At 65.0% G+C, this 23685-nt stretch carries 22 protein-coding genes; 14 read left to right on the forward strand and 8 right to left on the reverse strand.

What is annotated here, in order from left to right:
- Position 1: 1 nt before the first annotated feature.
- A complete protein-coding gene (locus tag CCZ28_RS08650) occupies positions 2 to 703 on the reverse strand; it encodes a GntR family transcriptional regulator (protein WP_140217462.1) in 702 nt (233 codons plus the stop codon).
- A gap of 156 nt (positions 704 to 859) precedes the next feature.
- Here CCZ28_RS08650 and pabB point away from each other — a divergent pair, with 156 nt between their 5' ends.
- From pabB to CCZ28_RS08665, 3 genes are read left to right on the forward strand one after another with little or no spacing between them, the layout of a single operon-like run.
- On the forward strand, positions 860 to 2203 hold the full coding sequence (gene pabB, locus CCZ28_RS08655; protein ID WP_140217463.1) for an aminodeoxychorismate synthase component I: 1344 nt from the start codon (positions 860 to 862) through the stop codon (positions 2201 to 2203).
- A 48-nt stretch (positions 2204 to 2251) separates the two neighbouring features.
- Positions 2252 to 2872, forward strand: coding sequence for a phosphoadenosine phosphosulfate reductase domain-containing protein (locus CCZ28_RS08660; protein ID WP_017641933.1), 621 nt, complete (start codon positions 2252 to 2254; stop codon positions 2870 to 2872).
- 60 nt (positions 2873 to 2932) lie between these two features.
- The gene (locus CCZ28_RS08665) at positions 2933 to 4213 is read left to right on the forward strand and encodes an MFS transporter (RefSeq protein ID WP_140217464.1); all 1281 of its coding nucleotides are present in this window, start codon (positions 2933 to 2935) and stop codon (positions 4211 to 4213) included.
- On the opposite strand, the gene CCZ28_RS08670 is transcribed toward CCZ28_RS08665, so the two are convergent.
- On the reverse strand, positions 4186 to 5496 hold the full coding sequence (locus CCZ28_RS08670; RefSeq protein WP_140217465.1) for an MFS transporter: 1311 nt from the start codon (positions 5494 to 5496) through the stop codon (positions 4186 to 4188). The genes CCZ28_RS08665 and CCZ28_RS08670 overlap by 28 nt on opposite strands.
- 266 nt (positions 5497 to 5762) lie before the next feature.
- Here CCZ28_RS08670 and CCZ28_RS08675 point away from each other — a divergent pair, with 266 nt between their 5' ends.
- The 8 genes from CCZ28_RS08675 (at position 5763) to CCZ28_RS08710 (ending at position 15099) form a co-directional block, all read left to right on the forward strand.
- A complete protein-coding gene (locus CCZ28_RS08675) occupies positions 5763 to 6503 on the forward strand; it encodes a FadR/GntR family transcriptional regulator (protein WP_140217466.1) in 741 nt (246 codons plus the stop codon).
- Between the two features lie 40 nt (positions 6504 to 6543).
- Positions 6544 to 7230: a FadR/GntR family transcriptional regulator gene (locus CCZ28_RS08680; protein ID WP_140217467.1), complete on the forward strand. Its 687-nt coding sequence runs from the start codon at positions 6544 to 6546 to the stop codon at positions 7228 to 7230.
- Between the two features lie 83 nt (positions 7231 to 7313).
- Complete coding sequence (locus CCZ28_RS08685; protein ID WP_140217468.1) at positions 7314 to 8183, forward strand: SMP-30/gluconolactonase/LRE family protein; 870 nt, start codon at positions 7314 to 7316, stop codon at positions 8181 to 8183.
- Positions 8184 to 8404: 221 nt separating this feature from the next.
- Positions 8405 to 9409, forward strand: coding sequence for a substrate-binding domain-containing protein (locus CCZ28_RS08690; RefSeq protein ID WP_140217469.1), 1005 nt, complete (start codon positions 8405 to 8407; stop codon positions 9407 to 9409).
- A 64-nt stretch (positions 9410 to 9473) separates the two neighbouring features.
- Entirely contained in the window at positions 9474 to 11000 is a 1527-nt protein-coding gene (araG, locus tag CCZ28_RS08695; protein ID WP_140217470.1) for an L-arabinose ABC transporter ATP-binding protein AraG, read from the forward strand.
- A gap of 37 nt (positions 11001 to 11037) precedes the next feature.
- Entirely contained in the window at positions 11038 to 12006 is a 969-nt protein-coding gene (gene araH, locus CCZ28_RS08700) for an L-arabinose ABC transporter permease AraH (RefSeq protein WP_140217471.1), read from the forward strand.
- Between the two features lie 82 nt (positions 12007 to 12088).
- On the forward strand, positions 12089 to 13828 hold the full coding sequence (locus tag CCZ28_RS08705; protein WP_140217472.1) for an IlvD/Edd family dehydratase: 1740 nt from the start codon (positions 12089 to 12091) through the stop codon (positions 13826 to 13828).
- A gap of 122 nt (positions 13829 to 13950) precedes the next feature.
- Positions 13951 to 15099 (forward strand): aldose epimerase family protein, encoded by a 1149-nt coding sequence (locus tag CCZ28_RS08710; RefSeq protein WP_140217473.1) that lies wholly within the window; start codon positions 13951 to 13953, stop codon positions 15097 to 15099.
- A 251-nt stretch (positions 15100 to 15350) separates the two neighbouring features.
- Here CCZ28_RS08710 and CCZ28_RS08715 read toward each other — a convergent pair whose 3' ends face one another.
- The gene (locus tag CCZ28_RS08715) at positions 15351 to 16928 is read right to left on the reverse strand and encodes an aldehyde dehydrogenase (NADP(+)) (RefSeq protein WP_140217474.1); all 1578 of its coding nucleotides are present in this window, start codon (positions 16926 to 16928) and stop codon (positions 15351 to 15353) included.
- A 149-nt stretch (positions 16929 to 17077) separates the two neighbouring features.
- Positions 17078 to 18073 (reverse strand): AraD1 family protein, encoded by a 996-nt coding sequence (araD1, locus tag CCZ28_RS08720; RefSeq protein ID WP_140217475.1) that lies wholly within the window; start codon positions 18071 to 18073, stop codon positions 17078 to 17080.
- 102 nt (positions 18074 to 18175) lie between these two features.
- On the opposite strand from araD1, the gene CCZ28_RS08725 reads away from it, so the two are divergent.
- Positions 18176 to 19099 (forward strand): LysR family transcriptional regulator, encoded by a 924-nt coding sequence (locus tag CCZ28_RS08725; RefSeq protein ID WP_140217476.1) that lies wholly within the window; start codon positions 18176 to 18178, stop codon positions 19097 to 19099.
- Positions 19100 to 19233: 134 nt separating this feature from the next.
- Here CCZ28_RS08725 and cysB read toward each other — a convergent pair whose 3' ends face one another.
- The 3 genes from cysB to CCZ28_RS08740 form a co-directional block, all read right to left on the reverse strand.
- The gene (gene cysB / locus CCZ28_RS08730; protein ID WP_140217477.1) at positions 19234 to 20208 is read right to left on the reverse strand and encodes an HTH-type transcriptional regulator CysB; all 975 of its coding nucleotides are present in this window, start codon (positions 20206 to 20208) and stop codon (positions 19234 to 19236) included.
- Between the two features lie 257 nt (positions 20209 to 20465).
- Entirely contained in the window at positions 20466 to 20948 is a 483-nt protein-coding gene (locus CCZ28_RS08735) for a universal stress protein (RefSeq protein ID WP_140217478.1), read from the reverse strand.
- A 96-nt stretch (positions 20949 to 21044) separates the two neighbouring features.
- The gene (locus CCZ28_RS08740) at positions 21045 to 21371 is read right to left on the reverse strand and encodes a thioredoxin family protein (RefSeq protein WP_140217479.1); all 327 of its coding nucleotides are present in this window, start codon (positions 21369 to 21371) and stop codon (positions 21045 to 21047) included.
- Between the two features lie 165 nt (positions 21372 to 21536).
- Between CCZ28_RS08740 and CCZ28_RS08745 the strand changes: the two genes are divergently transcribed.
- Positions 21537 to 22616, forward strand: a complete 1080-nt coding sequence (locus CCZ28_RS08745; RefSeq protein ID WP_140217480.1) for a 3-deoxy-7-phosphoheptulonate synthase — start codon at positions 21537 to 21539, stop codon at positions 22614 to 22616.
- A 58-nt stretch (positions 22617 to 22674) separates the two neighbouring features.
- Here the strand turns inward: CCZ28_RS08745 and CCZ28_RS08750 are convergent, their stop codons facing one another.
- Complete coding sequence (locus tag CCZ28_RS08750; protein WP_140217481.1) at positions 22675 to 22956, reverse strand: GNAT family N-acetyltransferase; 282 nt, start codon at positions 22954 to 22956, stop codon at positions 22675 to 22677.
- 444 nt (positions 22957 to 23400) lie between these two features.
- On the opposite strand from CCZ28_RS08750, the gene CCZ28_RS08755 reads away from it, so the two are divergent.
- Positions 23401 to 23652, forward strand: coding sequence for an Lpp/OprI family alanine-zipper lipoprotein (locus tag CCZ28_RS08755; RefSeq protein WP_059315705.1), 252 nt, complete (start codon positions 23401 to 23403; stop codon positions 23650 to 23652).
- Positions 23653 to 23685 lie beyond the last annotated feature (33 nt).

Here is a 23685-nt window from a genome sequence, read left to right on the forward strand (position 1 = left end):
GTTACCTCGACTGAGCTTGGACTAGGGGATGGTGCTGCAGATTGCGCTTGGAAGCGGCGATGTGGCGGCGCATCAGCAGCTCGGCCAGCTCGCCATCGCCCTCGGCCAGGGCATCGAGGATGCGATGGTGCTCGGCGAAGGCCTGGCGCGGCCGATTGGGGGTGGCGGAGACCTTGAGTCGGTACATGCGCACCAGGTGATAGAGCTCGCCGCACAGCAGCCGCACCAGCATGCCGTTGCCGCTGGCCTGGATGATGCGGTAGTGGAAGTCGTGGTCGCCTTCTTGCAGGTAGTAGCCGGTACCGGCCTGGAACGCCGGGTCGCGCTCGTGGGTATCCAGCAGTTGGCGCAATTCGTCGATGCCCTGGGGGGTGAGGCGCTCGGCCGCCAGGCGGCAGGCCATGCCTTCGAGGGATTCGCGGATCTCGTAGAGTTCGACCAGCTCGGCCAGGCTCAGGGCGGCGACCCGGGCGCCGGCATGGGGCACCCGCACCACCAGCCGTTGGCCCTCCAGGCGATGGATGGCTTCGCGCAGCGGACCGCGACTGATGCCATAGGTACGGGCCAGCTCCGGTTCGGAAATCTTGCTGCCCGGCGCCACGTCGCCGCGGACGATGGCCTCGCGAATACGCCGGAAGACCTGCTCGGAGAGGGTCCCGCTGTCGGTCTCGGGCGCGTCACCTAAGAGAGGGCTATCGATCATTGTCGACACCTTTTGTGTTTATGGACTTAATAACTACGCCTTAACACCTTATCAGTCAATCTTTGTCGACAATCCAGCTGTGACAGTCTGTATCTCCCCTGCCCTCACGACGGTTCGCTACACTAGCGCGCCGTCCAGCCTCCAGCCGACCTCGCCATGCCCCTCTGCCACCTGCATCCGCTGCCCTACCACGCCGAGCCCACGGCGCGTTTCGCCCTGCTGCACGGCGAGCCTGGCGCGGTGCTGCTGGATTCGGGGCGGCCAGTAGCCGAGCGCGGTCGTTACGACCTCATGGCGGCCTGGCCGCTGGCGGTGCTGCAACCGGCAGCCGGCGAAGATGGCCGCGCCTTCTTCGCCCGTGCGCGTGCCGCCTTGGTCAAACTGGGCCGGGCGGAATTGCCGGACGAGGTGGAGCTACCCTTCGCCGGTGGCCTGCTGGGCTATCTCGGCTATGACTTCGGCCGGCGCCTGGAACGGCTGCCGGAGGGTGCCCGCGCCGATCTGCAACTGCCCGATGCCCGCCTGGGGCTCTATGCCTGGGCGCTGATCACCGATCACCAGGCACGGACCAGCCAGCTGGTCTGCCATCCGGCACTGGACGCAGCGGAACGAAAACGACTGATCGCCCTGTTCGAAGCCGAGGCAACGCCCGAGACCTCTGACTTCAGCCTCACCGCGCCCTTCGCCGCCGACATCGACCGCGATACCTATCGCCAGCGCATCGAGGCCATCCAGGCCTATATCGCCGCGGGCGATTGCTACCAGGTCAACTTCGCCCAGCGCTTCCGCGCGCCCTTCGAGGGTTCGCCCTGGACCGCCTACCTCGCCCTGCGCGCGGCCTGTCCGACGCCCTTTTCCGGCTACCTGGCGCTGGACCGGGGCGCCCTGCTCAGCCATTCGCCCGAGCGCTTCCTGCGGGTGAGCCGCGGCCAGGTGGAAACCCGGCCGATCAAGGGCACCCGGCCACGGCGTGCCGATCCCAGCGCCGATGCCGCCGAAGCCACAGCGCTGCTCGCCAGCCCCAAGGATCGCGCCGAGAATCTGATGATCGTCGATCTGCTGCGCAACGACCTGGGCCGCAGTTGCCGCATCGGCTCGGTACGGGTGCCCGAGCTGTTCGCCCTGGAGAGCTATCCCAACGTCCACCATCTGGTCAGCGCCGTGACCGGTGAACTGGCCGCGGGCCTGGACGCCCTTGATCTTTTGGCCGGCAGCTTTCCCGGCGGCTCCATCACCGGCGCGCCGAAGATCCGCGCCATGCAGATCATCGACGAACTGGAAGAGACCCGCCGCGGCCCCTACTGCGGCTCGCTGCTCTACCTGGACGTGCGTGGCGAGAGCGACAGCTCCATCCTCATCCGCAGCCTGCTGGCCGAAGATGGCGTACTCAGTTGCTGGGGCGGCGGCGGCATCGTCATGGATTCCCACTGGGCCGACGAGTACGCCGAGTCTCTGGCCAAGGTGCGGGTCTTGCTGGAAACGCTGGAAGCCCATAGCTGATCCGGCTTTGCTACCATGGGCGCAACCTTCGCCTGGCTGGAGCCCACCATGTCTCTCGATCTCGCCCGCATCAACGCCGACCTCGGCCGCGACCCCGAAAAGCTCGTCGCCTGGGCCCTGGGGCTGGGTAAAAGCGCCATCGTCACCACCAACTTCCGCCCCTTCGAGGCGGTGATCCTGCACCTGGTCAGCCAGGTCAAGCCGGACATCCCGGTGGTCTGGATGGACAGTGGCTACAACACCCCCGCCACCTACCGCTGCGCCGACGAGATCGTGCGCAAGCTGAATCTCAACCTGGTGACCTACCTACCCAAGCGCTCCCGCGCCCACCGCGAGGCCATCGACGGCCCGGTGCCGGGGCTGGACGATCCGCGCCACGCCGCCTTCACCGAAGAGGTCAAGCTCGAACCCTTCGCCCGTGCCTTGCGCGAGACCGCCCCGGAAGTCTGGTTCACCGCCCTGCGCGCCACCGACACCGCGGTGCGCGCCCAGATGGACCCGGTCAGCGTCAATCCGGACGGCCTGATCAAGGTCGCGCCGCTACTGCACTGGACCTCCAAGGACCTCTACCAGTACCTGACCGCCCACGACCTGCCCAACGAATTCGACTACTTCGATCCCACCAAGGGCGACGAAAACCGCGAGTGCGGCCTGCACCTCGCCCACTGAGTCGACGTCTCCTGCGCGCCCGACCCAGGGCGCGCGTTCTGCCTGCCTGAAAACCCGCCCATGAACGCTGCCAGCCCTACCCAGTCCCGCAAGGGCGTCTTCGCCGTGGTCCTCGGCAACGCCGTGGAATTCTTCGACTTCGGCGTCTACGCCACCTTCGCCGTACTCATCGGCCAGGTGTTCTTTCCCTCGGAAAACGCCTTCGCCAGCCTGATGGCCAGCGTCATCACCTTCGGCGTCGGCTTCGTCGTCCGGCCGCTGGGCGCCATCTTCATCGGCGCCTGGGCCGACCGTGTCGGTCGCAAGCCCGCGATGCTGCTGACCATGGTGCTGATGGCCCTGGGCACCGGTGGTATCGCCGTGCTGCCCGGCTACGAACAGATCGGCATCGCCGCGCCCATCCTGCTGGTGGTGACGCGCTTGCTGCAGGGCTTGGCCTGGGGCGGCGAAGCCGGTCCCGCCACCACCTACATCCTCGAAGCAGCGCCGCTGCACAAGCGCGGCACCTACGCCTGTTGGCAGGTGGTGGCCCAGGGCCTGGCGGCAGTGGCAGCCGGGCTGATCGGCTATGGTCTGACGCTCTGGCTCACTCCCGAACAACTGCTGGCCTGGGGCTGGCGAATGCCCTTCCTGCTCGGTCTGGCGATCCTACCCATCGGCCTCTATATAAGGCGCGGCTTGGTAGATACCCACGTTGGCGAAACCCGCGGAACCGGGGCGGTGTTGCGCGAGGTCACGACCACCCAGCGCCGACCGCTGCTGCTGGGACTCTTGATCCTCTCCGGCAGCACCATCACCCAGTATTTCCTCAACTACATGACCACCTTCGCCCTGGTGGAACTCAAGCTACCCGCCAGCATCGCCATGCTCGCCACCCTGGTGATGGGCGCGGCCATGGCGGTCTGCTCGATCCTCGGCGGCATCCTCAGCGATCGCTATGGCCGGCGCATCATCCTGATCCTGCCGCGGCTACTGTTGCTGGTGCTGCTCTATCCGGCGCTGGAACTGATCATCCAGGCCCCCGGACCAGGCACCTTCCTGCTGACCCTGGCAGTGCTCTCCGGCCTGCACGGCATGAGCGGCGCCGCGCTGATCGTCTTGCTGGTGGAGAGCTTTCCGCAGCGGGTGCGGGCCACCGGCTTCTCGCTGGTCTATGCGGTGGGGGTGGCAGCCTTCGGCGGCACCGCCCAGATCGTGGTGACCTGGCTGCTCGGCGCCACCGGGGATCGCATGGCGCCGGCCGCCTACCTGCTGGTTGCCAACCTGGTCTGTCTCGGCGCCGCCTGGTTCGCCGCCGAGACCTGTCCGGGACGTCAGCCGGCGGAGCGCTCCGCGGCATAACCCTCCTCGCGGCGGCTCTTGCGTTCGAGGCCGGTGTAGACCACCCCGGTCAGCAGCAGACCGAACACCAGCACCCCCGCCAGCAGATAGAGTCCGGAAGCCAGGGTACCGGTCGCCGCCTTGAGCGCGCCGATGCCATAGGGGCCCAGATAGCCGCCGAGGTTGCCGACCGAGTTGATCAGGGCGATGCCGGCGGCAGCGCTGGCTCCGGCGAAGAAGCGTCCGGGCAGGGTCCAGAACAGCGCGGTGAGGGAAAACAGGCAGAAGGCCACGACCGACAGCGCCGCCAGTTGCAGCACGGCGGTGCCGAACCAGGCGCTACCGGCCATGGCCAGGGCGCCCACCGCATAGAGCACCGCCAGGTGCCCGTAGCGATCACCCAGCCGATCCGAACTGCGCGGCACGATCAGCAGGCCGAGGATACCGAAGGCATAGGGAATGGCCGAGACGAAACCGGTGGTGAGATCGCTGCCGCCGAATTGGTGGATCAACGTCGGCAGCCACAGCCCCAGGCCATAGATGCTCAGGGTCACCGGCAGATAGTAAAGGGCCAAGAGCAGCACCCGGCGATCCTTGAGCGCGTGCAGCGGATTGCCATGGCGGGTCTGGTCGAAGAGGTGCAGGTCCTTTTCCAGCTCGGCCGCCAACCAGCGCTTCTCCTCCGCATCGAGCCAGGCGACCTGATGCGGACCGTCCGGCAGTCGGGTCAGGGTCGGCCAGGCGAGCAGCACCGCCGGCGCGCCGATGCAGAGGAACAGCCACTGCCAGCCGTGCAGCCCGAGCGCGCCATCCAGTTGCAGCAGCATGCCCGACAGCGGCCCCGTCACCAGCATGGCGATGGGCTGGGAGAGGATGAACAGGCCCATGATCTTGCCGCGATGGCGGACCGGGAACCACTGGGTGAGGTAATAGAGCACCCCAGGGAAGAAGCCGGCCTCGGCCACCCCCAGCAGGAAGCGCATGACATAGAAGCTGTGTGGCCCCTGGACGAAGGCCATGCCCATGGTGATGGCACCCCAGGTCACCAGGATGCGGGCGAACCAGCGACGGGCGCCGAAGCGGTCCAGCAGCAGGTTACTGGGTACCTCGAACAGGAAGTAGCCCACGAAGAACAGCCCGGCCCCCAGGCCGTAGGCGGCATCACCGATGCCGACGTCGGCGCCCATGTGCAGCTTGGCGAAACCCACCGCGGAGCGATCGATGTAGGCCACGAGATAGAGCAGTACGAGGAAGGGGACGAGCTTGAAAGTGATCCGGCGGATGAGGGCGGACTCGGGGTTCATGGCGTTCTCCGACTTGTTGTTTTTGTGTCATTTGAGCGCGAGCCCCTAAAAACCTAACATAGTATGATTGAGGCGACAATTGTTCAAAAAAAGCCGTTTGTCGGCTATTTCTTATAATTTGATAATATAAAAATAAAGATACGAAGTAGGAAATCCTACATCTTGTCTTCCGCTAATCCCCATTCCAGAGCCGTCGGGCCGTCTCCCACAACGGTTATTGCGCTGACAGTGGTACAATGATGGCATGACGAATCGGATGCCTTTCGATGAATTACAAGACCCCGTTGCCGCGAAAAAGCCGACACGCCCGTATCGTCAATGAACTCGGAACCCAGATCGTTTCCGGTCATTTTCGACCCGAGCAGCGTCTGCCGCCCGAGGCTCAATTGTGCGAAGACTACGATGTCAGTCGTCCAGTGCTGCGAGAGGCAACCCGGGTGCTGGTCGCCAAGGGACTGGTCCGCTCCAAGCCCAAGGTCGGCACCGTAGTGAAGCCGCGCCATGAGTGGCACCTATTCGATCCCGATGTGCTGCATTGGCTGCTGCAGAGCGACTCGCGGCACGGCTTCTACGAGACGCTGGTCAAGGTGCGTAACATCATCGAGCCGGAGGTCGCGGCCATGGCTGCGGCCAATGCCCTACCCGAAGATGTAGCCGCGATCGAAGATGCGTATGTGCGAATGGAGCAGGCAGAGAACATCGCCGACATGGCCGAGCCGGACATGGCCTTCCATCTATCCATCGCCAATGCCACCCACAACGAGCTGCTGATCCACCTGTACAGCATCATGCTGCTGCCGGTACGGGAGTATCTCGAACGCTCCGCGGCACTGTTCGACAGGGGCGGCCTGACGCTGCTGGTATCTCGCCACAAGGCGATCCTGACCGCCATCCAGCATCGCGATCCGCTCAGTGCTCGCCATGCTGCCATCGCTCAACTGGCCGGAGTCGATGATCTGGTGACAGAAACCTTCAGAACCGAACCCTTGTCCGCGGCCGATATTTGATATGATCATTGAGGAAAGCACCCACTAGCGGTACGACCTCATGTCCAGCAGCTACCATGCCTCTACCGTAGAACAACTCGGCCAGCGCCTCGCCGCTGGCCAGTTTCCTCCTGGTAGCGCACTCAAGGTAGAAGCCGATCTCTGCCAGGAACTGGGTGTGAGCCGCACCATCCTGCGCGAGGCGATCAAGACGCTGGCGGCCAAAGGCATGCTGGAGGTCGGCCCCAAGGTCGGCACCCGTGTCCTGCCACTCAGCCGCTGGAATTTGTTCGATACCCAGGTGGTGGGCTGGCTGGCCACCGGCGGTCTACCCGCTCATTTCGTCAAAGACCTGCTCGACCTGCGCCATGCCATCGAACCGGCGGCAGTGCGCTGGGCCTGCGAAAGAGCCACACCTGACCAGGTCAAGGCCATTTTAACCGCGTATCAGCACCTGGAAGCTTCGTTGGACGGCGGCGACTACAACGCGGCCGACCAGCACTTCCACGAATGCGTCCTGGCCGCCAGCCACAACCAGTTCATCGAGCAGATGGTACCCGCCCTGGGCGCTCTGCTGGCCGCCTCCTTCACCCTGTCGTCGGCCGATCCCGCCGAGTTGCGCCGCACTCTCCCCCTGCACAAGGATCTGGCCAACGGCATCGCCTCCCGCGACGCCGCCCGCGCCGTCTGGGCCTGCATGATGCTGATCGACAGCGCCGCCGTGACTCTGGCGCGCTACACCGACTGACATCCGGCCCGGCGCAACCTCCGCGCTTCTCCAGGTTCCTATGCCTGGATTTTCCTGCACCGCCACAACAATAGAGGTGAACGATGGACTGGCAGCCGCTGCTTCCCCAGCGCTTCAAATTGGCCGAAGGTCCCTTCTGGGATCAGCAGACCAAGGCGCTCTACTGGGTGGACATCGCCGGTTTCAAGGCCTGCCGCCTGCACGGCGAGCATTATCAGGAATGGCAACTGGATCGCCCCTGCTCGGCCTTCGTGCCCACGGTGCGCGGCGATGCCCTGGTGACCCTGCCGGACGGTGTCTTCCGCCTGGATCTCGACTCGCCCGAAGACCGGCCTCGCCTCGAACTCTTCTGCGTCGCCGACCCCGACCCGGGCAACCGCGGCAACGAAGCCCGTTGCGACGCCCGTGGTCGCCTCTGGCTGGGCACCATGCAGAACAACCTCGACGCCCAGGGCGGCGACGTCCCCATCGAGCGGCATTCGGGCGGCCTGTTCCGCATCGATCCGGACGGCAGCGTCACCCGCCACGCCAGCAACCTGGGCATCGCCAATACCCTGGTGTGGAGCGCGGCGGAAAACCATGTCATCAGCGCCGACACCCTGAAGGACACCCTCTATCGCTATCCGCTGGATGCCGCCGGCAATCTCGGCGAACCCATGGTCTGGGCCGGCCCCCACGAACGCGGCTCGCCAGACGGCTCGGCCATCGACAGCGAAGGCTGCGTGTGGAACGCGCGCTGGGACGGCAACTGCCTGCTGCGCTTCTCGCCGGAGGGCGAGCTGCTGGAGATCGTCGAGCTGCCGGTCCAGCGCCCCACCAGCTGCGTCTTCGGCGGCGCGGATCTACGCACCCTGTTCGTCACCAGCGCCGCGGCCGATGGCGCTCTCGACGGTGCCGTATTGATGGCCACCGCGCCGGTTTCCGGCATGCCCTGCCATCGCTTCGCCGGTTGATTCATCCTACCCCGTTCGAGGCCGGCCAGCGGCCTCTTAGCCCTCCGGGTGCTTTGTAACGCAGCGGTGACAAAGGTGACGAAAAACTTCGTCACCTTTTTCTTGCGCCCGCCCTCATCCAATCATACTATCAATGAACAGTGACACCGCTCCTTCTCCAGAGCGCGTGCCTGTCGCCTCGCATTGCCTGGCCACACCAATAAAAACAAGGAGTTCCAGCTATGTTCCGTGTCCCGGGAGTTCGTTCCCTGCTGCGCGCCGCCCTCGCCGCCGGTGCCGTCAGCCTGTCGCTATCCGCCTTCGCCGCCGATCCGGTCAAGATCGGTTTCCTGGTCAAGCAACCCGAGGAACCCTGGTTCCAGACCGAGTGGGCCTTCGCCGAGAAAGCCGCCAAGGACAAGGGCTTCACCCTGCTCAAGATCGCCGTACCCGACGGCGAGAAGACCCTCGCCGCCATCGACAGCCTCGCCGCCAACGGCGCCAAGGGCTTCGTCATCTGCCCGCCCGACGTCTCCCTCGGCCCAGCCATCGTCGCCAAGGCCAAGCTGAACGACCTCAAGGTGATGGCGGTGGACGACCGCTTCGTCGACGCCAAGGGCAAGTTCATGGAAGACGTGCCCTACCTGGGCATGGCGGCCTTCGAAGTGGGCCAGCAACAGGGCGCCGCCATGGCCGCAGAAGCCGAGAAGCGGGGCTGGAAGTGGGATGACACCTACGCGGTGATCAACACCTACAACGAGCTGGACACCGGCAAGAAGCGCACCGACGGCTCGGTGGAAGCCCTGAAGAAGGCCGGCCTGCCCGCCGACCACATCATCTTCGCCCCGCAGAAGACCCTCGACGTGCCCGGCAGCATGGACTCCACCACCTCTGCGCTGGTCAAGCTGCCCTCGGGCGCCAAGCACCTGATCATCGGCGGCATGAACGACAACACCGTGCTGGGCGGCGTCCGCGCCACCGAGAGCGCCGGCTTCAAGGCCGATCAGGTGATCGGCATCGGCATCAACGGCACCGATGCCATCGGCGAACTGAAGAAACCCAACAGCGGCTTCTTCGGCTCCATGCTGCCCAGCCCCCACGAAGAGGGCTACCAGACCGCCAGCATGATGTACGAGTGGGTCACCACCGGTAAGGAACCGCCCAAGTACACCGCGATGGACAAGGTCACCCTCATCACCCGCGCCAACTTCCAGCAAGAGCTGGAAAAGATCGGCCTCTGGAAGTGATGACCCCGGCGGCGTCGATTTTGGCGCCGCCCCCCTTCTTCTTCGTCTGACAGGAGTGGCCACGATGGCAGCCCTGGAACAAACCGCCGCCCGTAGCGCCGACAGCCTCGGCTTCGTCGGTATCGGCAAGACCTTTCCCGGCGTCAAGGCGCTCGCCGACATCTCCTTCAACGTGCGTCCCGGCTCGGTGCATGCCCTCATGGGCGAGAACGGTGCGGGCAAGTCGACCCTGCTGAAGATCCTCAGCGGCTACCACGCCCCCACCACTGGCCACCTCAACGTCGATGGCCAGGAACTGGTGTTCAAGAGCACCGCCGAAGCCATCCGCGCCGGCGTCGCCGTGATCCAGCAGGAATTGCAGCTGGTGCCGGAGATGACCGTCGCCGAAAACCTCTTTCTCGGCCACCTGCCGGCGCGCTACGGCATCGTCAACCGCGGCCACCTGCGCCGCCAGGCGCTGGAGCTGCTCAAGGGCTTGGCCGAAGAGATCGATCCCCATACCAAGGTCGGGCGCCTCTCGCTCGGCCAGCGCCAGCTGGTGGAGATCGCCAAGGCGCTGTCCCGTGGCGCCCGCGTCATCGCCTTCGACGAGCCCACCAGCTCCCTGTCCGCCCGCGAGACCGACCGGCTGATGACCATCATCGCCCGGCTGCGCGACGAAGGCCGGGTGGTGCTCTATGTCTCCCACCGCATGGAAGAGGTCTTCCGCATCTGCGACGCGGTGACGGTGTTCAAGGACGGTCGCCACGTGCGCACCATCGAGCGCCTGGCCGACATCACCCCCGACCAGCTGATCACCCTGATGGTCGGCCGCGATCTCGCCGACATTTACGACTACCGCCCGCGCGAGATCGGCGGTGGCTGCCTCAAGGTCGAAGGTCTGCTCGGCCAGGGCCTGCAGCAGCCGGTGAGCTTCGAGGTCTGCCAGGGCGAGATCCTCGGCCTGTTCGGCCTGGTCGGTGCCGGTCGTACCGAGCTCTTGCGCCTGCTAGCGGGGCTGGAGAAGCACAAGGCCGGCAGCCTGAGCCTCAAGGGCGCCCCGGTCAGCCTGAAATCCCCGCGCGACGCCATCGCCGCCGGCATCCTGCTCTGCCCGGAAGATCGCAAGAAGGAAGGCATCGTGCCCCTGGCCAGCGTGGCCGAGAACATCAACATCAGCGCCCGCGCCCATCACGCCAGCCTGGGTTGCCTGATCCAGGGTCGCTGGGAAAAGGCCAACGCCGAGAAGCAGATCCGCGCCCTCAACGTGAAGACGCCCCACGCCGGGCAGAAGATCAAGAATCTTTCCGGCGGCAACCAGCAGAAGGCCATTCTCGGTCGCTGGCTGTCGATGCCCATGCAGGTACTGCTGCTCGACGAACCCACCCGCGGCATCGACGTGGGCGCCAAGTCGGAGATCTACGCCATCATCCATGACCTCGCCGCCCGCGGCATCGCCGTGGTGGTGGTGTCCAGCGACCTGATGGAAGTCATGGGCGTGGCCGATCGCATCCTGGTGATGAGCGAAGGCGCCATCACCGGCGAGGTGGCCCGCGCCGAGTTCAACGACGAGCGCCTGCTGCAGCTCGCCCTGCCCCGTACCCGTGCCTGAACGGCCTGACAACAAGACAAGAACAGAGGTCCAGTCCATGTCCGCCCAACCCCACAGCCTGACCCCGCCTCGCCGCGGTTTCGACACCCGCCGCTTCCTCGACGACTGGGCCATGATGCTGGCTGCCGTCGTCATCTTCACCCTCTGCGCGCTGTTCGTGCAGAACTTCCTCTCGCCGCTGAACATGCGCGGTCTGGGTCTGGCGATCTCCACCGTGGGCATCGCCGCCTGCACCATGCTGTTCTGCCTGGCGTCCGGCCACTTCGACCTCTCGGTGGGGTCGGTCATCGCCTGTGCAGGGGTGGTCGCCGCGGTGGTGATGCGGGACTTCGACAGCGTCTTCCTCGGCGTCGCCGCCGCCCTGGCCATGGGCCTGGTGGTGGGCCTGATCAACGGCCTGGTAATCGCCAAGCTCAAGATCAACGCCCTGATCACCACGCTGGCGACCATGCAGATCGTGCGCGGCCTGGGCTACATCTTCTCCGACGGCAAGGCGGTGGGTGTCTCCCAGGAGCAATTCTTCGTGTTCGGCAACGGCCAGCTGTTCGGCCTGCCGGTGCCCATCGTCATCACCCTGCTGTGCATCCTGTTCTTTGGCTGGCTGCTCAACTACACCACCTTCGGCCGCAACACCATGGCCATCGGCGGCAACGAGGAAGCCGCGCTGCTGGCCGGCGTCCACGTCGACCGCACCAAGATCATCATCTTCGCCATGCACGGGGTGATCGGCGCCCTGGCCGGCGTGGTGCTGGCCTCGCGCATGACCTCCGGCCAGCCGATGATCGGCCAGGGCTTCGAACTCACGGTGATCTCCGCCTGCGTGCTGGGCGGGGTTTCCCTGGCCGGCGGCATCGGCATGATCCGCCACGTGATCGCCGGTGTGCTGATCCTGGCGATCATCGAGAACGCCATGAACCTGAAGAACATCGACACCTTCTACCAGTACGTCATCCGCGGAACCATCCTGCTGCTGGCGGTGGTCATCGACCGCTTCAAGCAGCGCTAAACCCAGACTCTGCCTTCCCCCGCGGCGCCAGGCGCGCCGTGCCGGGGACCGCTTTGCCCGTGAAATGCCCGAGGACAAGAAAATGACCACGCCCAAACGCCCGCTCCGCTCCGCCCAGTGGTTCGGCAGCAACGACAAGAACGGCTTCATGTACCGCAGCTGGATGAAGAACCAGGGCATCCCGGACCATGAATTCCAGGGCAAGCCCGTCATCGGCATCTGCAACACCTGGTCCGAGCTGACCCCCTGCAATGCCCACTTCCGCAAGATCGCCGAGCACGTCAAGCGCGGCATCTACGAAGCCGGCGGCTTCCCGGTGGAATTCCCGGTGTTCTCCAACGGCGAATCCAACCTCAGACCCACCGCCATGCTGACCCGCAACCTGGCCAGCATGGACGTGGAAGAAGCCATTCGCGGCAACCCGGTGGACGCCGTGGTGCTGCTCACCGGCTGCGACAAGACCACGCCGGCGCTGCTGATGGGCGCCGCCAGCTGCGACGTGCCGGCCATCGTCGTCACCGGTGGCCCCATGCTCAACGGCAAGCACCACGGTCGCGACATCGGTGCCGGCACCATCGTCTGGCAGATGCACGAGGCCTACAAGGCGGGTGCCATCGACCTCAACGAATTCCTCTCCGCCGAAGCCGGGATGTCGCGTTCGGCCGGTACCTGCAACACCATGGGCACCGCCTCGACCATGGCCTGCATGGCCGAAGCCCTGGGCACCTCGCTGCCGCACAACGCCGCCATTCCGGCGGTGGATTCGCGGCGCTACGTGCTGGCGCACCTGTCCGGCATGCGCATCGTCGAGATGGTGGCGGAAGACCTGCGGCTGTCGAAGATCCTCACCAAGGCAGCCTTCGAAAACGCCATCCGCGTCAACGCTGCCATCGGCGGTTCCACCAACGCGGTGATCCACCTCAAGGCCATCGCCGGCCGCATCGGCGTGGACCTGGAGCTGGACGACTGGACCCGGGTCGGTCGCGGCACCCCCACCATCGTCGACCTGCAGCCTTCCGGGCGCTTCCTGATGGAGGAGTTCTACTACTCCGGCGGCCTGCCGGCGGTGATCCGCCGCATGGGCGAGGCCAACCTGCTGCCCCATCCCGAGGCCCTGACCGCCAACGGCAAGAGCATCTGGGCCAACTGCGCCGAGGCGCCCATCTACGGTGACGACGAGGTCATCCGTGCCCTGGACAATCCCCTGCGCGCCGATGGCGGGATCTGCGTCCTGCGCGGCAACCTGGCGCCCAAGGGCGCGGTGCTCAAGCCCTCGGCCGCGACCCCGGCGCTCATGCAGCATCGCGGTCGCGCCGTGGTGTTCGAGAACCTGGAAGACTACAAGGCACGCATCGTCGACCCGGATCTGGACATCGACGAGACCTGCGTGATGGTGCTGAAGAACTGCGGACCCAAGGGTTACCCGGGCATGGCCGAGGTGGGCAACATGGGCCTGCCGCCCAAGCTGCTGGCCAAGGGCATCACCGACATGGTGCGCATCTCCGACGCCCGCATGAGCGGCACCGCCTACGGCACCGTGGTGCTGCACGTGGCGCCCGAAGCCTCGGCCGGCGGCCCGCTGGCGGTGGTGCGCGAAGGCGACATGATCGAGTTGGACTGCGCCTCCGGCCGCCTGCACCTGGACATCCCCGACGAGGAACTGGCCGCGCGCCTGGCCGACTGGCAACCGCCAGCGGAACAGCTGCTGGCCGGCGGCTATCGCCGCCTCTACGTCAACCACGTCCTCCAGGCCGACGAAGGCTGCGACTTCGACTTCCTGGTCGGCTGCCGTGGCGCCGAGGTGCCCCGCCACTCGCACTGATCGGCTTCTACCTCCTCTCCCTCAGGGAGAGGGTTGGGGTGAGGGGGCTTTACCGCCCCTCCTCCCGCTCCCGGGTCGCCTGACCCACCCTTGCACAACAACAAACCGAAAAGGTGGTCGAGATGAAACGCACGTTAGCCCTCACTGGACTTGGACTGTCACTCATGATCAGCACCCTCACCGCCCAGGCGGCCGGCCTCACCAGTCAGCAGTCGAGCTTCGGCAAGCTGCCCGACGGCACGCCTATCGAGAAGTTCGTCCTGACCAACAGCCAGGGCATGCAGGCCACCATCATCACCTACGGTGGCGTGCTGCAGGCGCTCAAGGTGCCGGACCGCAAGGGTCATAGCGAAGACGTGGTGCTGGGCTTCGATGACGTCCAGGGCTATCTCGACAACCCCACGGTGTTCTTTGGCGCCACCATCGGCCGCTTCGGCAACCGCATCGCCGACGGCCGCTTCAGCCTCGATGGCAAGAGCTACCAGATCCCCCAGAACGACAAGACCAACGCCCTGCACGGCGGCCCCCAGGGCTTCAACACCAAGGTGTGGAAGGCGGAGCCGGTCAAGGGCGACGGCTGGGTCGGGGTGACCCTGAGCTATGTCTCCCCCGATGGTGAGATGGGCTTTCCCGGTACCCTCACCACCCACGTCACCTATGAGCTGGACGAACACAACCAGCTGACCCTGAAGTACCGCGCCACCACCGACAAGCCGACGGTGCTCAACCTCACCAATCACAGCTACTTCAACCTGGCCGGCGCCGGTAACGGCAACGTACTCAAGCAGGTGGCGATGCTCAACGCCGATAAATACACCCCGGTGACCGCCAAGTTGATCCCCACCGGCGAACTGCCACCGGTAGCCGGTACGCCGATGGACTTCCGCAAGCCGGTAGCCATCGGCAAGCACATCCATGACGACAACCAGCAGCTGAAATACGCCGAACCCAAGCAGGGTGGCTATGACTTCAACTGGGTACTCAACACCAACGGCGACTTGGAAAAGGCCGCCGCCGTGGTGACCGACCCGGGCTCGGGCCGCACCCTCACCCTCTACACCACCGAACCCGGCGTGCAGTTCTATACCGGCAACTTCCTAGAGGGGAACATCAAGGGTAAGGGCGGCAAGACCTACGACCACTGGGGCGCCTTCACCCTGGAAACCCAGCACTATCCGGACGCGCCCAACCAGCCGAACTTCCCCACCACCCGCCTGGACCCCGGCCAGACCTACACCCAGACGACGATCTTCAAGTTCGCCGACAAGTAAGGCTGCTCGTTGCAAGAAGGCCGCTCCCAGGAGCGGCTTTTCCATTTCAGTCTTCCCTCACCCCAACCCTCTCCCTGAGGGAGAGGGAGCTGGTTCGGCACACGCTTCAACTCCTTTCGTAGCGTGGAAAACGGCGCAGCCTTTTCCACTGAGGCCACCTCCCCTTTTCGCCCCCCAATAACTTTTCTCCGCCCAATAAAAAGCCCGGCGCCTCGCGACGCCGGGCCTCTCAACCACTCAAGGCACCGCGATCAGATCGCGTCCTTGGTGTTCTCGCCGTTCACCAGGCGCTGGATGCCCAGCGGATTGGCGTTCTGCAGGGCTTCCGGGAGGAAGGCGTCCGGGTAGTTCTGGTAGCACACCGGGCGCAGGAAGCGATCGATGGCCAGGGTGCCGACCGAGGTGCCGCGGGCATCGGAGGTCGCAGGGTAAGGACCGCCGTGGACCATGGCATCGCAGACTTCCACGCCGGTGGGATAGCCGTTGAGCAGCAGGCGACCGGCTTTCTGCTCCAGCAGGCCGATGATGGCCTCGAAGCGTTGCAGATCCGCCGGCTCGGCCAGCAGGGTCGCGGTCAGTTGACCATGCAGACCTTGCAGCGCCTGCTGCAGCTGGGCCTCGTCGGCTACCTCGACCACCACGGTGGTGGGGCCGAAGACCTCTTCTTGCAGCAGCTCGTCGTTTTTCAGCAGCAGGCTCACGTCGGCCTTGAACAGCTGCGGACGCGCCTGGTTGCCTTCCTGGCTGGCACCGGCCAGGTGCTGTACGCCTGGATGGGCCAGCAGGGCAGCGACGCCCTTTTCGTAGCTCTTCAGGGTGCCCGGATTGAGCATGGTTTGGGGTGCCTGCTCGTTCATGAAACCCGCCAGACGCTCCAGGAAGCCGCTGAACTCCGGTGAACGCAGGCCGATCACCAGGCCCGGATTGGTGCAGAACTGGCCACAGCCCAAGACCACGGACGCGGTGAGTTCGTTGGCGATGTTGTCGCCACGGACCTTGAGCGCCTCGGGCAGGACCACCACCGGGTTGATGCTGGACATCTCGGCGAACACCGGGATGGGCTGCGGACGAGCCGCGGCCATGTCGCACAGGGCGCGACCGCCACGCAGGGAGCCGGTGAAACCCACCGCCTGGATGGCCGGGTGCTTGACCAGCTGCTCGCCCACGCCACCGCCATAGATCATGTTGAACACGCCCTTGGGCATGCCGGTCTTCTCGGCGGCGCGAATGATGGCGTCGGCCACGTATTCGGCGGTGACCATGTGGCCGCTGTGGGCCTTGAACACCACCGGGCAACCGGCGGCCAGGGCCGCGGCGGTGTCGCCACCGGCGGTGGAGAAGGCCAGCGGGAAGTTGCTGGCGCCGAACACGGCCACCGGACCCAGGCCGATGCGGTACTGACGCAGGTCGGGACGCGGCAGCGGCTTGCGCTCGGGCAGCGCGGTATCGATGCGCGCACCGTGGAAGTCACCGCGGCGCAGCACCTTGGCGAACAGGCGCATCTGGCCGCTGGTACGGCCCCGCTCGCCCTGGATACGCCCGGCCGGCAGCGCGGTTTCCTGGCAGACCAGTTGGACGAAGTCGTCGCCCAGGGCATCCAGCTCGTCGGCGATGGCGTCGAGGAAGGTGGCGCGCTTTTCGGCGCTCAGCTTGCGGTAAAGAGGCGCAGCCTGCTCGGCGGCGTGAGCGGCGGCGTCGACCTCGGCCGGCGATGCCTGGAAGAATTCGTAGGGCAGCTGTTCGCCGGTGGTGGCGTCGATGCTGTAGACCCGCACCTCGCCCTCGCCGCTGCGAGTGCCACCGATGTAGTTCTTGCCTTGGATCTGCATTGTTCTCGACTCCTTATACCTAGGGGTTCGGGGAAGACCGCCCCGCGGGGGATCTTCGAAAGGGTGGGACGCTCAGCAGGCGAGCGTCCGGACCGGCCACTGCGATACCCACTCTAGCACTGGCATAGTCAGCAGTCATCATACAACTATTAGAGCTGGCGGACCTGCCCGGGCTGGAAGGCCGCCGCATTGGCCTTGACGCCGTTGCTCAGGGGCTCGCCGAACTCGGGTACCGCGATCTCAAATCTATCGCCCGGCGCAACGCGCACGCCATCGGCGAAGGACAGCGTCGCCGTGCCGAAGAAATGCACATGGACATCGCCTGGCCGCAGGAACTGGGCGTACTTGAAGTGGTGATACTCCAGGTTCTCCAGGCTATGGCACATGTTGTCCTCGCCAGAAAGGAATTCCTTCTCCCAGATCACCTCATCGCCCCGCCGGATACGGCTGGTGCCCACCAGGTGGCGCGGCAGTTCACCGGTGCGCAGCGCCGGCCCGAAGCTGCAGTAGCGTAGCTTGGAATGGGCCAGGTAGAGATAGTTCTTGCGCTCCATCACGTGGTCGGAGAATTCGTTGCCCACGGCGTAACCCAGGCGATAGGGCTGGCCATCGTCGCCGATCACATAGAGACCGGTTAGCTCCGGCTCTTCACCGGCGTCCTCGGCGAATTCCGGCAGCGGGATGTCGGCACCCGGACGCACCAGGATGCCGCCGTCGCCCTTGTAGAACCATTCCGGCTGAGCACCGGCGGTGCCCGCTGCGGGCCGACCGCCCTCCACGCCCCATTTGAACATGCGCATGGAGTCGGTCAGCTTGGCCTCCTCCTGGCTGTTCTGCTGGTGCATCTTGTCGCGAGTGGCGGCACTACCCAGGTGGGTCAGGCCGGTACCGGTCACCAGGCAGTGCGCCGGGTCTTCGTGATCCAGCGGCGGCAACAGGCGGCCACTGGACAGCAGGTCCGTATAGGCCGGCCCGGGCTCCAGGCCCAGGCTCTGCACCTGAGACTCCAACGAGATACCGGCGCGGATGGCGTCGAGCGCCAGGGCGCGAGTACTGGTCGCCCCCTTGACCTGCTGGACTTCGCCACGCTCGACCACGCCTACCCGGCGCTGGCCCTGTTGGTCTTCGAACTGAATCAGGTGCATGGCATTCTCCTTGTTGGTTATCGCCTGGACCGGACTTTACTCGGCGCCACGGGCCCTGCCTAATGAGAGCTCCCTATCCCGCGATAACCAACGGTTATTCCCATGCTGCCATCCCTCGGCTCCATCGCCTCCCGCCTGCGGCTGCGCCAGCTGCGCCTGCTGATCGCCCTCGACGAAGAAGGCTCGCTGCACAAGGCCGCCGAGCGCATCGCCATTTCCCAGCCCGGCGCCACCAAGGCGCTGCACGAGATCGAGAGCACCCTGGGCGCCACCCTCTTCCTGCGCACCCACCAGGGTCTGCAGCCCAATGACCTGGGTCGCTGCGTGATCCGCTATGCGCGGCTGATCGAAAGCGACCTGGCCCATCTGCGCGAAGAGATGCTCGGCATCCTCCAGGGCGAAGGCGGCCGCCTGGCGGTGGGGGTGATCATGGGCGCGGTGCCCCGGCTGATCGCCGCGGTGTCGCGCCTGGGTGCGGCGCAGCCGCAGCTCGGTATCGAGATCATCGAGGACACCAGCGTGCGCCTGCTCGATCTGCTCGACGCCGGGCGCATCGAACTGGCCATCTGCCGCAGCAGCGTCAGCCGCCGACCGGATGCCTACGATTGCCTGGAGGTACGCGAAGAACGCCTGGAGATCGTCTGTCATCCGCAGCATCCTCTGGCGCACACCGCGGCGGTAAGCCTGGCCGACCTGCGCGACAGCCGCTGGATCGTCTATCCGGCCAACCTGCCCATGCGCCTGACCCTGGAACGGGAATTCCGCGCGGCGGAACTGGAGTTTCCGCGGTATCCGGTGGAAACCGCCTCGACCTTCACCTTGCTCGGGCTGTTGCAGGAAGACGCCAACCAGGTCGCCATGCTGCCCAGCGACATCGCCCAGTTCGGCGAGCGCCACGGCCTGCTCCGGCGCCTGCCGGTGGCGCAACGGACGCGCAATGAGCCCTATTCGCTGCTGGTACGCCAGGGCGCGGGGCTGTCGGCAGCGGCGCAGTTGTTGTTGGAGCAGTGGCGAGCGGTGGAATAAGTCGTAGGTTGGGCTGAGACGGCTCCATCGTCGAAGCCCAACAGAGTCAGCGCCGAGGCAAGCTCCGTTGGGCTTCGCTACGCTCAACCCAACCTACGACCGTCAGCAGGAGCGGCCGAGATAACCGAGATGCCTCAATACGTCGGCAACGTCACCCCATGGAACAGCGTCTCCAGCTCCTGGCGCGACGGTGTCTGCATGGCTTCGGTCAGGACATCCCGGGTCAGGTGCGGCGCGAAGCGGCCGATGAAATCGCACATGAAGCCGCGCAGGAAGGTGCCGCGGCGCAGGCCGATCTTGGTCACGCTGGCTTCGAACAGGTGGCTGGCATCCAGGCAGACCAGGTCGGCATCGGCCTTGTGATCCACCGCCATGTCGGCCACGATCCCCACGCCCAGCCCCAGGCGCACATAGGTCTTGATCACGTCGGCATCCGCGGCGGTCAGCACCACGTTGGGTTCCAGGCCATGGCGGGCGAAGGCCTCGTCGAGCTTGGAACGGCCGGTGAAACCGAAGACGTAGGTCACCAGCGGCTGATCCGCCAGTTGCTCCAGGGTCAGATTCTCGACCTTCGCCAAGGGATGCCCCTGGGGCACGATGACGCAACGGTTCCAGCGATAGCAGGGCATCATCACCAGGTCGTTGAAGCGCTCCAGGCCTTCGGTGGCGATGGCGAAGTCGACGGTGCCATCGGCGGCCATCTCGGCGATCTGGGTCGGCGAGCCCTGGTGCATGTGCAGCGCCACGTCCGGGTACTGCTTGATGAATTCGCTGATCACGTCCGGCAGGGCGTAACGCGCCTGGGTGTGGGTCGTAGCGATGGACAGGGTGCCCTTGCGTTCGTTGGAGAACTCCTGGGCGATCTGCTTGATGCTTTCGCATTTGCGCAGGATCTCGCCGGCGGTCTGGATGATCCGCTCACCGGCCGGCGTCACCCGGGTCAGGTGCTTGCCGCTGCGAGCGAACACCTCGACGCCCAGTTCGTCCTCGAGCAGGCGGATCTGCTTGCTGATGCCGGGCTGCGAGGTATAGAGACTCTGGGCGGTGGCGGAAACGTTCAGATCGTGGTGGGCGACTTCCCAGATGTATCGCAACTGTTGCAGTTTCATGCCGGCTCCTAGGCTTTGTCTGAAAAGTGCCTGCGCTCGGTCGTACTGCGTTAAAAACCCGTTCGGAATGCTCATTTACCATTCGTAAACTCCGCTTCCTCACGAATTTTTGCCTTGTCTGACCTTCGCTCGACGACTTTTCAGACAAAGCCTTGGCTGACCCCATGCGCAAGCATATAACAGTAATGCAGCCCTTCAGGTTTTTCTAGACCGAAATCGAATTAAGTCGCGCATAGGCATGGCCCGCCGCCCATCGCTCATTCCCGGCGCAGGGGTACCAGGTAGATCGGGATGCGCGCGGTCTCCAGTAAACGGCTGGCGGTGCGCCCCAGGGGGGCGGCCTGGGCGTCGCCCTGGCTGCGACTGCCGATCACCAGCAGATCCGCGGCGAACTCCTGGGCCTGCTTGAGGATCACCAGCGGCGGATCGCCCTGTAGCACCCGCACCGCTCGTACCAGACCCGCGGTCGCCGGGGTTTCCAGCAACTCCTCGCGCAAGGACTCGAAGACCTGCTGCTCGATGGTCTCCAGCACCTGATCCAATCCACCATTGCGCAGACGATCCAGGGACTCCCCATCGAGGTGCTGTTGCAACAGGGTGGAAGCCAACAGGCCGAGCGGCTCGACGACATGGACGACATAGAGCCGCGCCTGGTGGATACGCGCCAGATTCAGGGCATGCTGGAAGACGTAGGACGAACACAGCCCCAGGTCAGTGGCGTAGAGCAGGGAACGGATCAAGACTCCTCCTGGCCAGAGCACCCGATCTGGTCGGTGCGACGCGGGATAGCTCTTTCAGCGTAGCAGCGGATTGCCAGTTTCGCCGCGAGCCGCGTCCTAGGGCAGTTCCTCGGGCTCACGTTCCTGCGCCCCCAGGATCGCCACCGCCAGCGGCGCTTCCCGCAGCGGCGCGTGCACAGCGCCGAAGAACTCCCCATCGCGCACCAGGAACAGCGCGGGCAGGTGGAAGACGCCATAACGCTGTACCAGACCGCCGCTGCGCTCGGCATCCACCCAGTACAGCCGGTCCACGGGTAGAGCTGCCTTGGGCAGCATCTGGCGGGCCAGGCGGCAGGTGCTACAGCCGGCGCTGGTGAAGATCAGCAGCGAACGTCCCGCGGCTTCGAGCAGCACGGCATCCGCCGTCCCATCGTCCAATTCCATCCGTCCCTCGTCTCGATCATCGGCAAAGAGCGCCATCCGGGTCTTCAATAGCGTCGCGGCCATTGTGAGCGGGCGGTACACGCGTTAAGGTGCCCCACCCTCTCCACCGTATTTTGCCTGCACGGGCCTCGACCTGTCGCAGCGCCGTGACCGACGAGTAGCACCATGGCCGCACAGCCCCGCCTTAATGACCTGAACATCGAAGCCAACGAGCCGCTCATCACACCCGAGCAGCTCAAGCAGGAGATCCCACTGAGCGATCTCGCCGCCGACACCGTCGCCAAGGGCCGCCAGGTCATCCGCGACATCCTCGACGGCAAGGACCATCGCCTGTTCGTGGTGATCGGCCCCTGCTCCATCCACGACATCAAGGCCGCCCACGAATATGCCGAGCGGCTCAAGAGTCTGGCCGCCCAGGTGAGCGACACCCTGTACCTGGTGATGCGCGTCTACTTCGAGAAGCCCCGCACCACCGTCGGTTGGAAGGGCTTGATCAACGACCCCTACCTGGATGACTCCTTCAAGATCCAGGACGGCCTGCACATCGGGCGCCAGTTGCTGCTGGACCTGGCGGAAAAGGGCCTGCCCACCGCCACCGAGGCCCTGGACCCGATCTCGCCGCAGTACCTGCAGGACTTGATCAGCTGGTCGGCCATCGGCGCCCGCACCACCGAATCCCAGACCCACCGCGAAATGGCCTCGGGCCTTTCCTCCGCGGTCGGCTTCAAGAATGGCACCGATGGCAGCCTGACCGTGGCCATCAATGCCCTCCAGTCGGTCTCCAGCCCGCACCGCTTCCTGGGTATCGACCAGCGCGGCCAGGTCTCGGTGGTGATGACCAAGGGCAATGCCTACGGTCACGTGGTGCTGCGCGGCGGCAACGGCAAGCCCAACTACGACTCGGTCAGCGTCACCCTCTGCGAGCAGGCGCTGGCCAAGGCCAAGGTCAAGCCGAACATCATGGTCGACTGCAGCCACGCCAACTCCAACAAGGACGCCGCCCTGCAGCCGCTGGTAATGGAAAACGTCGCCAACCAGATCGTCGAGGGTAACAATTCCATCGTCGGCCTGATGGTGGAGAGCCACCTGGGCTTCGGCAACCAGCCGATTCCGGCGGACCTGTCGCAACTGCAATACGGCATCTCGGTGACCGATGCCTGCATCGACTGGGCCATGACCGAGAAGAGCATTCTCGACATGCACCGCAAGCTCAAGGACGTCCTGCCGCGCCGCAGTCGCGACTGACCGTCACAGGCAAACGAAAACGCCGGGCTGAGCCCGGCGTTTTTCATGGTGCGGCCCGTCAGACCAGCGGGGTCACCTGTCCGCGGCGCTCCAGGTAGTGCTCCACGTAGGAGCAAGAGGGAATGACGCTGTAGCCGCGGCTCTCGGCATAGTTCAGCGCGTGTTCGGTCAGCCGTGCGGCCAGGCCACGTCCACGCAAGGCATCGGGTACGAAGGTACGGTAGAAATCCATGGTCTGCTTGCCCAGATCCATGTAGGCGAGATAGGCGCGCTGCCCATCGACGGAGAGGTGGAATTGATGATTGGCTTCATCGTGTTCCACGCGCAGGGATTCGTTCATGACTACTCCTTGGCGGTTTGGCTCCGCCTTATCCATTGTTATCGATGCTATCCGAAGACGGGAACACAACCTTCCTGTGCGGGATTAAGCCTCAGCGCGTGAGACCCCGAGGGAAGAGGCAGGTTCTAACCAGCCGTCGCACCGTAAAAGGACACTATATCAGGGCACGTCAGCCGTACGTAGCCACAGGCTGCACTTGACATCTTTCACTCATTCTCTAACGTTTTGAAACGTTCGACACTTTCGGCCATCCAAGCAGTTGCCGTCACCGGTGGGGCCATGCTGAACGTGCTCAGAGGGCAAAGGAGCAGAATTTCCGCAAAAATTCTTTCTTCCTGTGGGTCCGCTTAGTTTACTTACGACCGGTAATGAGTAGTATGTAGCCGCAATTTTCCAACTGGGAAATTGACCTTAAAACAGGATGTCTACCTCAAGGGGTTTACGATGAACAACGCTCTGAAATTCGCCGCTCTGGCTCTGGCCGCTGCTATGGCCACTGGTTGCAGCACCGCTAACAAGGAAAGCGAAGCCCGCCTGACCGCTACCGAAGACGCCGCTGCCCGCGCTCAGGCTCGTGCTGACGAAGCCTACCGTCACGCTGACGAGGCTCTGGCCGCCGCTCAGAAAGCTCAGCAGACCGCTGACGAAGCCAACGAGCGCGCCCTGCGTATGCTGGAAAAAGCCAGCCGCAAGTAATGCGCCTTGGCTAGGAAGGCGAGTGGCAACAGT

The sequence above is a fragment of the Pseudomonas oryzihabitans genome, assembly GCF_006384975.1.
Lineage (GTDB): Bacteria > Pseudomonadota > Gammaproteobacteria > Pseudomonadales > Pseudomonadaceae > Chryseomonas > Chryseomonas psychrotolerans_B.